Raw genomic sequence first — 12,698 nt, 5'->3', positions numbered from 1 at the left:
GCCCTCTACCGCCCCTTCTTCCGCCTTTGCACATTCCCCCCGCGCTGGCCCGGACGTCCCGCCGTCGACCGCCCGCGAGACCCCACGGCCGCCTCCGCCGCTTTCTCCACCGCCTGTTGCCGCGCCATCGGGTCGTCGGCGACGGCGAGGTCCACGGCCTCCAGCCGCTTGATCTCGTCGCGCAGGCGAGCGGCCTCTTCGAATTCGAGGTTCTCCGCCGCCTTGCGCATCTGGTCGCGCAGTCCGTCGAGATGGGCCTGCAGGTTTGCGCCTGCCATGGGTTTTTCGACCTGGGCGGTGACGCGGTTCATGTCCACGTCGCCCTGGTAGAGCCCGGCGAGGATGTCATCGACGTTCTTCTTCACCGTCTCCGGCGTGATCCCGTGCTCTTCGTTGTAGGCGATCTGCTTTTCGCGCCGCCGCTCCGTCTCGGCCAGGGCGCGCTCCATCGAGCCGGTCACCCGGTCGGCATACATGATGACCCGCCCATCGGCGTTCCGCGCGGCGCGGCCGATGGTCTGGATCAGCGAGGTTTCGGAGCGCAGGAAGCCCTCCTTGTCCGCATCCAGGATCGCGACGAGGCCGCATTCCGGAATATCCAGCCCCTCGCGCAGCAGGTTGATCCCGACCAGCACATCAAAGGCCCCGAGCCGCAGATCCCGAAGGATTTCAATACGTTCGATCGTGTCGATGTCGGAATGCATGTAGCGGACCTTGATCCCCTGTTCATGCAGATATTCGGTCAGATCCTCTGCCATCCGTTTGGTCAGCGTGGTGACCAGGGTGCGATAGCCACGCTCCGTGACGCGGCGAACCTCGTCCAGCAGATCGTCCACCTGCATCTCGACGGGCCGGATTTCGACCTGCGGATCCAGCAGCCCCGTGGGCCGGATGACCTGTTCGGTGAAGACGCCGCCGGTCTGCTCCATCTCCCAATTGCCGGGGGTGGCGGAGACGTAGATCGACTGCGGCCGCATCGCGTCCCATTCCTCGAACTTGAGCGGGCGGTTGTCCATGCAGGACGGCAGGCGGAAGCCATGTTCGGCCAGGGTGAACTTGCGCCGGTAGTCGCCCCGGTACATGCCGCCGATCTGGGGGATGCTGACATGGGATTCATCCGCGAAAACAATGGCATTGTCGGGGATGAACTCGAAGAGGGTGGGGGGCGGTTCGCCGGGCGCGCGGCCCGTGAGGTAGCGCGAGTAGTTCTCGATCCCGTTGCAGACGCCGGTGGCCTCCAACATCTCCAGATCGAAGTTGGTGCGCTGCTCCAGCCGCTGCGCCTCCAGCAGCTTGCCCTCGCCGACCAGCTGATCCAGGCGCTGCTTCAGCTCCTTTTTGATGTTCACCACGGCCTGCTGCATCGTCGGCTTGGGCGTCACATAGTGGCTGTTCGCATAGACCCGGATCTGGTCGAAGGTGTCGGTCTTCTGCCCGGTGAGCGGGTCGAATTCCTGAATGCCCTCCAGTTCCTCGCCGAAGAACGAGAGCCGCCAGGCGCGGTCCTCCAGGTGGGCGGGCCAGATTTCCAGCGAATCCCCGCGCACCCGGAACGACCCGCGCTGGAACGCCTGGTCATTGCGCCGGTATTGCTGCGCCACGAGGTCCGCAATCACCTGCCGCTGGTCATAACTGCCCCCGGCCTTCAGATCCTGCGTCATCGCACCGTAGGTCTCGACCGAGCCGATGCCGTAGATGCAGGAGACCGAGGCGACGATCACCACGTCATCCCGTTCCAAGAGCGCCCGGGTGGCCGAGTGGCGCATCCGGTCGATCTGTTCGTTGATCTGGCTTTCCTTCTCGATATAGGTGTCAGAGCGCGGCACATAGGCCTCGGGCTGGTAGTAATCGTAATAGCTTACGAAATACTCAACCGCGTTGTCCGGGAAGAACCCCTTGAATTCACCGTAGAGTTGCGCCGCCAGCGTCTTGTTCGGGGCGAGGATGATGGCGGGGCGCTGCGTCTCCTCGATCACCTTGGCCATGGTAAAGGTCTTGCCCGTCCCCGTGGCCCCCAGAAGCACCTGATCCCGTTCGCCGCCATTGATGCCGCCCGCCAGTTCCGTGATCGCCGTGGGCTGGTCGCCCGCGGGGGAAAAGTCGGTCTTCATGACCAGTTTCCGTCCCCCCTCCAGCTTGGGGCGGGAACGGACCTGGTCCATGGTTTCGGGCATGGCGGTGGTTGTGGTGAGGGTCATGGGCGATTCTCCGGTTGCCACAGATTTGATCTCATTTTGTTCCCGTTCAACCCCGGCTGCTGACAAAGCCTGTCAGGAGAAGGTCTCGCGGCCGCTGCTGTGCCCTTCCCCCTTGCCTGTAAAAGCCGGATATCCCATAAGCAGATCGTCAGAACCGGAGAACCCCATGTCCGCACGTATCTACCGCCCCGCCCGCAACGCCATGCAGTCCGGCACGGCCAAGACGCGCGACTGGGTGCTGGACTATGTGTCCGAGACAGCGCGCGAGGTCGACCCGCTGATGGGCTGGACCTCGAACGAGGACACCCAGGCCCAGGTCCGACTGCGCTTTCCGACCAAGGAAGCGGCGCTGGACTACGCCAAGGATCACGGCATCGACGCGGTGGTGATCGACCCCCAGAGCCGCAAGCCCAACGTCCGCCCCGGCGGCTATGGCGACAACTTCGCCACCAACCGCCGCCAGGTCTGGACGCACTGAGCGCGGCGCTTCGTCTGGTCACCAATACCTCGGGGGTCCGGGGGCAGCGCCCCCGTCGGCCGCGCCGCTTGCCAAACCCCGGCAAATGCCACAAAACCCCGATCAGCGGTCCCTTAGCTCAACTGGATAGAGCAGCTGACTTCTAATCAGCAGGTTTGGGGTTCGAGTCCTCAAGGGATCGCCATTCGGGCAATACCGGCCCCCCCTCCTCAACATGAGCGAAATTCATAATCCTGTCGCAGGATATGAATTTGCTACCCGGAAGCAGCTCCTCTACTGCAGGGTCCGACAAAACAGGACCGTCATGATCAATTTCAAGCTGCCCGCCATCGAAAGCCTTGCCGACATCACCCGCGCCGCGCGCGAGAGGATCCTGATCCTCGACGGCGCCATGGGGACGATGATCCAGACGCTGAACCTGAGCGAGGAGGATTTCACCGCGAACGGCCATATCCACGGCCCCGGCTGCCGGCATCATTCCGACCACCCGCAGAAGGGCAACAACGACCTGCTGGTGCTGACCCAGCCCCAGGCGGTGGAGGATCTGCAACTGGAATTTGCCCTCGCCGGGGCGGATATTCTGGAGACCAACACTTTTTCCTCCACCACCATCGCCCAGGCGGATTACGGGCTGGAAAGCGCGGTGCATGATCTGAACGTGGCGGGCGCCAGGGTGGCGCGGCGCGCGGCGGATCGGGCGCAGGCGCAGGACGGCAGGCCCCGCTATGTCGCGGGCGCGGTCGGGCCGACAAACCGGACGGCCTCCATCAGCCCGGATGTGAACGACCCCGGCTATCGCGCGGTCAGTTTCGATGACCTGCGCCTCGCCTATGGGCAGCAGATCGACGGGCTGATCGAAGGCGGGTCGGACCTGATCCTGATCGAGACAATCTTTGACACGCTGAATGCCAAGGCGGCGATCTTTGCCGCCTTCGAAAGTTTCGCCCGGGCGGGCAAGCGCCTGCCGCTCATGATCTCGGGCACGATCACCGATGCCTCGGGGCGGACGCTCTCGGGCCAGACGCCGACCGCATTCTGGCATTCGGTGCGCCATGCGCGGCCTTTCACCGTAGGGCTGAACTGTGCCCTGGGCGCGGACGCGATGCGCCCGCATCTGACCGAGCTTTCGGGCGTGGCCGAGACGATGATCTGCGCCTATCCGAACGCCGGCCTGCCAAATGCCTTTGGCGAATACGACGAGACGCCGGACCAGACCGCCGCGCTGGTGGAGGTCTTTGCCAAGGAGGGGCTGATCAATATCGCGGGCGGCTGTTGCGGCACGACGCCCGACCATATCCGCGCCATCGCCGACCGTGTCGCGGGCTACGCGCCGCGCAAGGCCCGGGGGCTGGCCCATGTCTGATCCGCTGCTGCGCCTTTCCGGCCTGGAACCCTTTGTCCTGACCAGGGACATCCCCTTCGTGAACGTGGGCGAGCGGACGAACGTCACCGGCTCCGCCAAGTTCCGCAAACTGATCACCAACCGGGACTATGCCACCGCGCTGGAGGTCGCCCGCGACCAGGTGGAGAACGGTGCGCAGATCATCGACGTCAACATGGACGAGGGTCTGATCGACAGCAAACAGGCGATGATCGACTTCCTCAACCTCGTCGCCGCCGAGCCCGATATCGCGCGCGTGCCCATCATGATCGACAGCTCCAAATGGGAGGTGATCGAGGCCGGGCTGAAATGCGTGCAGGGCAAGCCGGTGGTGAACTCCATCTCGCTGAAGGAAGGTGAGGAGGCGTTCATCCACCACGCCTCGCTCTGCCTCGCCTATGGGGCGGCCGTCGTGGTCATGGCCTTTGACGAGGACGGGCAGGCCGACAGTTTCCAGCGCAAGATCGAGATCTGCGAACGGGCCTACAAGGTGCTGACCGAAAAGGTCGGTTTCCCGCCCGAGGACATCATCTTTGATCCGAACGTCTTTGCCGTCGCCACCGGGATCGAGGAGCACGACAACTACGGCGTCGACTTCATCGAGGCGACGAAGTGGATCCGGGAAAACCTGCCGCACTGCCATATCTCCGGCGGGGTTTCGAACCTGTCCTTCAGCTTCCGCGGCAACGAACCCGTGCGCGAGGCAATGCATGCGGTCTTCCTTTACCACGCCATCAAGGTCGGCATGGACATGGGGATCGTCAACGCCGGTCAGCTGGCCGTCTACGACCAGATCGACGCGGAACTGCGCGAAGCCTGCGAGGACGTGGTCCTGAACCGCACCCCCGCCAATGGCGGCAATGCGACGGAAAACCTGCTGGAGATCGCCGAACGCTACAAGGGCGACAAGCGCGAAGAGAAGAAACGCGATCTGAAATGGCGTGACTGGCCGGTGGAAAAGCGGCTGGAACATGCGCTGGTCAACGGCATCACCGAATTTGTCGAAGAGGATACCGAGGCCGCGCGCCAGGCCGCCGAAAAACCGCTCGACGTGATCGAGGGGCCGCTGATGGCCGGGATGAACGTGGTTGGCGATCTCTTTGGCGCGGGCAAGATGTTCCTGCCCCAGGTGGTCAAATCCGCCCGCGTGATGAAACAGGCCGTGGGTGTCCTGCTGCCCTATATGGAGGCCGAGAAGGAGGGCAAACGCGAAAGCGCGGGACGTGTCCTCATGGCGACGGTGAAGGGCGATGTGCATGACATCGGCAAGAACATCGTCGGCGTCGTCCTGGCCTGCAACAATTACGAGATCATCGACCTGGGCGTCATGGTCTCGCCGCAGAAGATCCTGGAAGAGGCCCGGGCGCAGGAGGTCGATATCATCGGCCTCTCGGGGTTGATCACCCCCTCGCTGGACGAAATGGCCCATGTGGCGAGCGAGCTGGAGCGCGAAGGGTTCGACGTGCCGCTGCTGATCGGCGGGGCGACGACCTCCAAGGTGCATACGGCGGTCAAGATCTCGCCGCGCTATGCCCGCAGCCAGGCGATCTATGTCACCGACGCCAGCCGCGCGGTCGGTGTGGTGTCGGCCCTGCTGAGCAAGACGCAGAAAGAGCCCTATATCGAAGGCATCCGCGCCGAATACAACGAAGTGGCGGAGCGTCACGAACGCGCCGAACGCGCCAAGCAGCGCCTGCCGCTGGAGGCCGCTCGCGCCAATGCGATGAAGATCGACTGGACGGACTACAAGGTGCCCGCGCCGCGCTTCACCGGTCCGCGGGTTGTCGAGGAGTGGGACCTGGCGGAAATCGCGCGCTACATCGACTGGACCCCGTTTTTCCAGACCTGGGAGCTGAAGGGCGTCTATCCCCGCATTCTGGAGGATGAGACCTACGGCGAGGCGGCGCGCAATCTCTTTGCCGATGCGCAGTCCATGCTGCAGCGGATCATCGGCGAAAAGTGGTTCGGTCCGCGTGCCGTGGTGGGCTTCTGGCCGGCCAATCGGGCGCAGGACGATATTCAACTCTTTGCCGACGACAGCCGGACGCAGCCGTTGCAGGTGCTGCACACGCTGCGTCAGCAGACCTCCAAGCGTAAGGACCGCCCCAACCTCGCCCTGGCCGATTTCGTCGCGCCCGAGGGGGTCAAGGACTGGGTCGGCGGCTTTGTCGTCACCGCCGGTCCGGAGGAGATCGCCGTCGCCGAGCGTTTCGAGGTAGAGGGCGACGATTATTCGGCGATCATGGTCAAGGCCCTGGCCGACCGCTTTGCCGAGGCCATGGCCGAGATGCTGCACCAGCGCGTGCGCCGCGACTTCTGGGGCTATGCGTCGGAGGAGGGCTTCTCGCCACAGGAGCTGATCGGCGAGCCCTATCGCGGCATCCGCCCGGCGCCGGGGTATCCCGCGCAGCCTGACCATACGGAGAAACGGACCCTCTTTGACCTGCTCGACGCCAAGGCGACCACCGGGGTGGAGCTGACGGACAGCATGGCGATGTGGCCAGGCTCTTCGGTCAGCGGGCTCTATATCGGCCATCCGGAGGCCTATTACTTTGGCGTCGCCAAGGTGGAGCGGGACCAGGTTGCGGACTATGCGGCGCGCAAGGGCATGGACATGGCCGAGGCGGAGCGCTGGCTGGCCCCGATCCTGAACTACCGGCCCGACGACGGCGCGGCGATCATCGCGGCGGAGTGAGGTTGAGGGGCCTTTGAAACGGTCTGCAAGCCTGGTCTTTGTAGTGCCATCGCTATGATTTACGTCCCGCCCGGCGGCACCGCCGGGCAGCGCCGACCCGCCCCCATGGGGCGGCGCTTATGCGCCACCCCTCGGGTCGGCGCTGCCCTTAGCGCAAATCACGAACCGATGTTGGCCGGAAACGGCCGGGGGTCCCGTCCTCCGGATGGAGCCCCATCATCACACCTTGCCTTGCCGCCGCCCCCATGGTTCCCTCTGACACGACGGAGAAAGCCATGCCCCACGACCATCACGATCACGACCACAGCGAGCTGGACGACATGACCTCGCGCGTCATGGCCTTGGAAAAGCTGTTGACGGACAAGGGGTTGATCGACCCGGCGGCGCTGGATGTGATCCTCGACACCTATGAAAACCATGTCGGCCCGCGCAACGGGGCCAAGGTCGTGGCCCGGGCCTGGACCGATCCCGACTTCGCCCGGGCGCTGGAAGAGGATGCCACCGCCGCGATCCACGGCATGGGGTTTGCCGGGCGGCAGGGGGAGCATCTGACCGCCGTCTTCAACACGGCCGAACAGCACAACATGGTCGTCTGCACCCTTTGCTCCTGCTATCCGTGGTCGGTGTTGGGCCTGCCGCCGGTCTGGTACAAATCCATGCCCTACCGCTCCCGCGCTGTGTCGGAACCGCGCGCGGTTCTGTCCGAGTTCGGCGTGACCCTGCCCGAGGGCACGGCCATTCGCGTCTGGGACAGCACGGCGGAGATGCGGTATCTGGTCATCCCGATGCGCCCCGAGGGCACAGAGGGATGGACGGCCGCGCAGCTGGAGCCGCTGGTGTCGCGGGATGCGATGATCGGCACGGCGCTGGTCGGGGCGCCCTCATGAACGGGCCGCAGGATGCAGGCGGGCGGCACGGCTTCGGCCCGGTCAGACCCGAGGTGGATGAGCCGCTCTTCCACGCCGCATGGGAGCGCCGCGCCATGGCCCTGACGATTGCTGCGGGCGGGGCAGGGCAGTGGACCATCGACGAATCCCGCCACGCCCGGGAAAACCGCGATCCGGCGGAGTATTACCGGCTGAGCTATTACGCCCTGTGGATCGCCGGGTTGGAAGACCTGTTGCGCAACAACGGCCTCGCCACGGCGGAGGAGATCGCGACCGGGCGGATGACCCAACCCCTGCCGGATGGCGTGCGGGCGCTGAGCGCCGACCGTGTGCCCGCCAGCCTGGCCAATGGCACGCCCTATGATCGTGACCCCGGCGGCCAGCGCCCCGCCTTCGCCCCCGGCGACCGGGTCCATACCCGCAACCTGCAACCGCGCGGCCATATTCGAATGCCGACCTATTGCCGCGATCGCACCGGGGTTGTCAGCGCCGTGCATGGCTATCACGTCTTTCCCGACACCTCCGCCACGGGCGATCACGACACGGCACAATGGCTCTACAATGTCACCTTTGCCGCCCGCGAGCTCTTTGGCGACGGGGCAGGGGTCGAAGACACCGTTTCCGTCGACCTGTGGGAACCCTATCTCGATGCCCGCTGACATGATCCCCGGCCTCAACATTCCTGGCCTTGAGGGCGACAATCCGCATTTCTTCGCCCCCTGGCAGGCCAAGCTCTTTGCCCTGACGGTGCACCTGAACGAGGGGGGGCATTTCACCTGGGGCGACTGGGTCACGGCCTTTTCCGCCCGGATCGGCAGCGCCGCCCCACTGCCGGATGCCGCCACGCCCGAAGACCATGCGGAGGATTACTACCTCACTTGGCTTGACACGTTGGAGGCGGTGCTGACCGAACGTGGCATGGCCGAGGCCGCGGTGATCCGCGAGATGGCGGAAACCTGGCGCCGCGCCGCCCGCGCCACGCCCCATGGCACACCGATCCGCTATGAGGCCGGGCTGACCGGCTGAGCATTTTCAAACCGCCCGGCTTCGCCTAGATTATCCGCAATCAATCCGGGGCGAGAGATGAGCAGAGCACCCCACATCCTGATCGCGGCGCTGATCGCGCTGCTGACCCTGCCTGCGCTGGTGCGCGCCCAGGGCCTGGTCGCCCTCGCACGGGTGGCGCCGGAGGAGAGCGCGCTGACCGAAACCTCCGGCGCGCTCGCGTTGGAGCTGGCCCTGTCGCAGCCGGTGCCCTGGCGCGTCTTCACCCTGGCCGATCCGCCCCGCGTCGTCATGGATTTCCGCGAAATCGACTGGACCGGCCTGCGCCCCGAGGACCTGGTGCAGACCGATCTGGTGACCGAACTGCGCTATGGCGCCTATCGTCCCGGCTGGTCGCGCATGGTGATGACGCTGGCCGCGCCGATGGCGATGACACGCTCCGCCATGCGGGTGGACGACACGAGGGGCACGGCCCGGATCACCGCCCGGTTCGCCCCGGTCGATGCCGCTACCTTTGCCGCCGGGGCCGGGGCCCCGCGCACCCCCGGCTGGGATCTGCCCGCCCCGGCGCTGACCGCCGCGCGGCCCCCCGATGACGGCGTGCTGACCGTGGTGATCGACCCTGGCCATGGCGGCATCGACCCCGGGGCCGTGCGGGACGGGCTGACGGAAAAGACCCTGATGCTGACCCTGGCCCGGACCCTGCGAGAGGAGCTGATCCGCGAGGGCGAGACCCGGGTGATCCTGACCCGCGACGACGACCGTTTCGTTCCGCTGGAACGCCGCGTCTCCATCGCGCACGAGGTGGGGGCGGACCTCTTCATCTCGCTCCATGCGGATGTGCTGCTGTCGGGCCGGGCGCATGGAGCGACGATCTACACCCTGTCGGACAAGGCCAGTGACACGGCCTCGGAAAAGCTGGCGGAGCGGCATGATCGCGACGACCTGCTGTCGGGCGTGGACCTGACCGGCAAGGATGACGTGGTGGCTGGCGTCCTGCTGGACCTCGCACGGCAGGAGACGACGCCACGCACCGCCGCCTTTTCCCGGGCTCTGTCGCGGGCGATTGGCGAGGCGGGCGTGCCGCTCAACTCCCGCCCGCTGCGGGCCGGAGATTTCTCGGTGCTGAAGGCGGCGGATATTCCTTCGGTCCTGGTTGAAGTCGGGTACTTGTCCTCCGACCGCGACCGCAAGAACCTGCGCGACCCGGAGTTCCTGACCCGCATGGCGGGGGCGATCCGGCAGGCGATCCTGGACTGGGCCAAGGCCGATGCGGCGCTGAAACCGCTGGTGCGGCAGTAGGGCGGCCGCACGGCCACCGGGCGGAACGCCGAACCGCTGTTCGGAACCCGCAATTTCCCGCCACCCCTTGCGCGAACGTGTTTTGACCCCGCGCCTCTGCGCGCTTATATGAGGCGGGATCGACACGGGACCGACATGCTCAGATTCATTTTTTCGTTCTTCGGGGCAATATTCAGCCTCGTCACGCTCGGCATCGGTGTCGTGGCGCTCAGCATTGGTGCGATCTTCTGGGTCTACGGCCAGGACCTGCCCAGCCACGAGAGCCTTGCCACCTACCAGCCCAAGACGATCAGCCGGATCTATTCCGCCCAGGGCCGGATCATCGACGAATTTGCCGTGGAGCGCCGCCTCTTTGCCCCGGCGGATGAAATTCCGGAGATGGTGAAGCACGCCTTCATCTCGGCCGAGGACAAGAACTTCTACACCCATGCCGGATATGACACCCGCGGCATCGCCGCCGCCGCGGTGGAGGCGGTGCAGTCGCGCGGTCAGAACGTGCGCGGCGCCTCGACCATCACGCAGCAGGTCATGAAGAACTTCCTTCTGGGTGGCGAGCGGCGCATTGAACGCAAGATCAAGGAAATCATCCTTGCCGCCCGGCTGGAAGAGACGCTGCCCAAGGAAAAGATCCTCGAGCTGTACCTGAACGAGATTTTCCTGGGCCAGAACTCCTATGGCGTGGCCGCCGCCGCGCAGACCTACTTCAACAAGGCCCTGTCGGAGCTTGAGCCGCACGAGGCGGCGATGCTGGCCGCCATGCCCCAGGCCCCGGGCCGCTATCACCCCGTCCACGCCAAGGAGCGGGTGACGCAGCGCCGCAACTACGTGCTGCGCGAGATGATGGAGAACGGCTATATCACCGCCGCCGTCTTTGCGGAGGAGGTCGAAAAGCCCCTGCGCACCGTGCAGAACGGCGACTTTGACAGCTATCGCGATGAACGCCCGCCGCGCGACTATTTCACCGACGAAATCCGGCGCCAGCTGTCGCGTGACTTCGGTGACGAGGAATTCTTCACCGGCGGCTATACCGTCCGCGCGACCATCGACCCGGAAATGCAGGTTGTGGCGGCGCATTCGCTGCAGACGCAGCTGGAACAATATGATCGCGGCCTGGGAATCTGGCACGGCACCGGTGAAAAGATCGACCCCGCCGCGCTGAGCACGGAGGCCGACTGGCGCGCCGCCCTGTCCGATGTGAACGTGGCCCGCGATATCACGCTGGACGCGCCCTGGCATCCGGCCGTTGTCCTGGCCGTGGAGGATCAGCAGCTGCGCGTCGGCATCGAAGGCGTCGAGGAGACCGAGGCGGAGCCTTTCGTGATCCCGCGCAAGGACATCGGCTGGCTGCGCGGAAACTTCCAGGACAACTTCGCCGTCGGCGATGTGGTGCATGTCCGCCGCATGACCGAGGGTGACAGTTTCATCCGCTGGACCCTGCGGCAGGTGCCCAAGGTGCAGGGCGGCTTCATGGCGATGGACGTCAACACCGGCCGCGTGATCGCGATGCAGGGCGGTTTCTCCTACCAGACCTCGGTCTTCAACCGCGCGACGCAGGCCAAGCGGCAGCCCGGGTCCAGCTTCAAGCCCTTCGTCTATGCCTCCGCGCTGGACAGCGGCTATACCCCGGCCACGATCATCATCGACGCCCCGATCGAGATCGACACGCCCCAGGGTGTCTGGCGGCCGCAGAACGCGAGCCACGAATTCTACGGCCCCACCCCCCTGCGCACCGGGATCGAACGGTCGCGGAACCTGATGACCATCCGCCTCGCGCAGGAGGTCGGCATGGATGTGGTGGCCGCCTATGCGGAGAAATTCGGGGTCTACGACAACATGGGTCAGTTCCTGGCCAATGCGCTCGGGTCCGAGGAGACGACGCTTTACAAGATGGTGTCGGCCTATGCGATGTTCGCCAATGGTGGCGAGCGCGTGGAACCGACCCTGGTCGACCGTGTGCAGGACCGCTACGGCAAGACGATCTATCGCCATGACCAGCGGGTCTGTACCGATTGCGCCGATCCCAGCATCCCCCGTTCGCGCAGCCCGCGCATCCTGTCCAACCGGGACCGGGTGATGAACGCGATCACCGCCTATCAGCTGACCTCCATGCTGCAGGGCGTGGTGCAGCGCGGCACCGCCTCGCGCGCGGTCAACCTGCCGGTGCCCACGGCGGGCAAGACCGGCACGACCAACGATGCCAAGGACGTCTGGTTCATCGGCTTCACCTCCAACGTCGTGGCGGGCTGCTATATCGGCTACGACGATCCCAAGCCGCTTGGCCGTGGCGCCTCCGGCGGCGGCTTCTGCGGCCCGGTTTTCCAGCGCTTCATGAGCGAGGCAGTGCAGAAGTTCGGCGGCGGCAAGTTCAAGCTGCCTCCGGGCGGGCATTTCATCAAGATCGACCGGTTCACCGGCGCCCGCCTGCCGGACGATGCCACCGGCGAATACGTGGTTGCGGAGTATTTCCGCGATGGCGAAGAGCCGATTTTCGGTATCAGCTTCGACGGCGGCTTCGGCATGGGATCGGACCTGCCGCTGTTCGAGGAAGTCCGGCAGGGGGGACGTGAGGTCACCACCTCCACCGGCAAGAAGGCGGTGGTCGGGCCGAAGGCCAGCTTCGGGACGATGTCGTCGGGCGGGTTGTATTGATCACCGGCGGAAGATGGGTGCAGAGCACCCATCCTACGTAGGATGGGTGGTTCCCACCCATCTCCCCCCACCTTGCCCCCAAACCCTCGCCACGTTATCACGC

General features: G+C 65.5%; 9 protein-coding genes and 1 tRNA gene. 9 read left to right on the top strand and 1 reads right to left on the bottom strand.

Annotation, left to right across the window (positions count from 1 at the left end; translation table 11 throughout):
• Nucleotides 1–5: 5 nt before the first annotated feature.
• Nucleotides 6–2,198 carry an excinuclease ABC subunit UvrB gene (uvrB, locus tag ACFC2Y_RS13950; protein ID WP_375175598.1) on the bottom strand — a complete coding sequence of 731 codons (2,193 nt, stop codon included), beginning with the start codon at nucleotides 2,196–2,198 and terminating at the stop codon, nucleotides 6–8.
• A 166-nt stretch (nucleotides 2,199–2,364) separates the two neighbouring features.
• Between uvrB and ACFC2Y_RS13945 the strand changes: the two genes are divergently transcribed.
• The 9 genes from ACFC2Y_RS13945 (at nucleotide 2,365) to ACFC2Y_RS13905 (ending at nucleotide 12,595) form a co-directional block, all read left to right on the top strand.
• On the top strand, nucleotides 2,365–2,676 hold the full coding sequence (locus ACFC2Y_RS13945; RefSeq protein ID WP_375175599.1) for an ETC complex I subunit: 312 nt from the start codon (nucleotides 2,365–2,367) through the stop codon (nucleotides 2,674–2,676).
• A gap of 107 nt (nucleotides 2,677–2,783) precedes the next feature.
• Nucleotides 2,784–2,860: transfer RNA gene (locus tag ACFC2Y_RS13940), tRNA-Arg, on the top strand.
• A gap of 120 nt (nucleotides 2,861–2,980) precedes the next feature.
• A complete protein-coding gene (locus tag ACFC2Y_RS13935; protein WP_375175600.1) occupies nucleotides 2,981–4,039 on the top strand; it encodes a homocysteine S-methyltransferase family protein in 1,059 nt (352 codons plus the stop codon).
• On the top strand, nucleotides 4,032–6,752 hold the full coding sequence (gene metH / locus ACFC2Y_RS13930) for a methionine synthase (protein WP_375175601.1): 2,721 nt from the start codon (nucleotides 4,032–4,034) through the stop codon (nucleotides 6,750–6,752). Before ACFC2Y_RS13935 ends, metH begins: the two co-directional genes overlap by 8 nt.
• A 275-nt stretch (nucleotides 6,753–7,027) precedes the next feature.
• Nucleotides 7,028–7,639, top strand: a complete 612-nt coding sequence (gene nthA / locus ACFC2Y_RS13925) for a nitrile hydratase subunit alpha (RefSeq protein WP_375175602.1) — start codon at nucleotides 7,028–7,030, stop codon at nucleotides 7,637–7,639.
• The gene (gene nthB, locus ACFC2Y_RS13920) at nucleotides 7,636–8,298 is read left to right on the top strand and encodes a nitrile hydratase subunit beta (protein ID WP_375175603.1); all 663 of its coding nucleotides are present in this window, start codon (nucleotides 7,636–7,638) and stop codon (nucleotides 8,296–8,298) included. Before nthA ends, nthB begins: the two co-directional genes overlap by 4 nt.
• Nucleotides 8,288–8,665, top strand: coding sequence for a nitrile hydratase accessory protein (locus ACFC2Y_RS13915; RefSeq protein ID WP_375175604.1), 378 nt, complete (start codon nucleotides 8,288–8,290; stop codon nucleotides 8,663–8,665). Before nthB ends, ACFC2Y_RS13915 begins: the two co-directional genes overlap by 11 nt.
• Before the next feature lie 57 nt (nucleotides 8,666–8,722).
• A complete protein-coding gene (locus ACFC2Y_RS13910; protein ID WP_375175605.1) occupies nucleotides 8,723–9,946 on the top strand; it encodes an N-acetylmuramoyl-L-alanine amidase in 1,224 nt (407 codons plus the stop codon).
• Between the two features lie 135 nt (nucleotides 9,947–10,081).
• Nucleotides 10,082–12,595 (top strand): penicillin-binding protein 1A, encoded by a 2,514-nt coding sequence (locus tag ACFC2Y_RS13905; RefSeq protein WP_375175606.1) that lies wholly within the window; start codon nucleotides 10,082–10,084, stop codon nucleotides 12,593–12,595.
• Nucleotides 12,596–12,698 lie beyond the last annotated feature (103 nt).

The organism is Pseudooceanicola sp. (assembly GCF_041987405.1).
Taxonomy (GTDB): Bacteria; Pseudomonadota; Alphaproteobacteria; order Rhodobacterales; family Rhodobacteraceae; genus Pseudooceanicola.
This window is presented reverse-complemented; position numbering and strand designations above follow the sequence as displayed.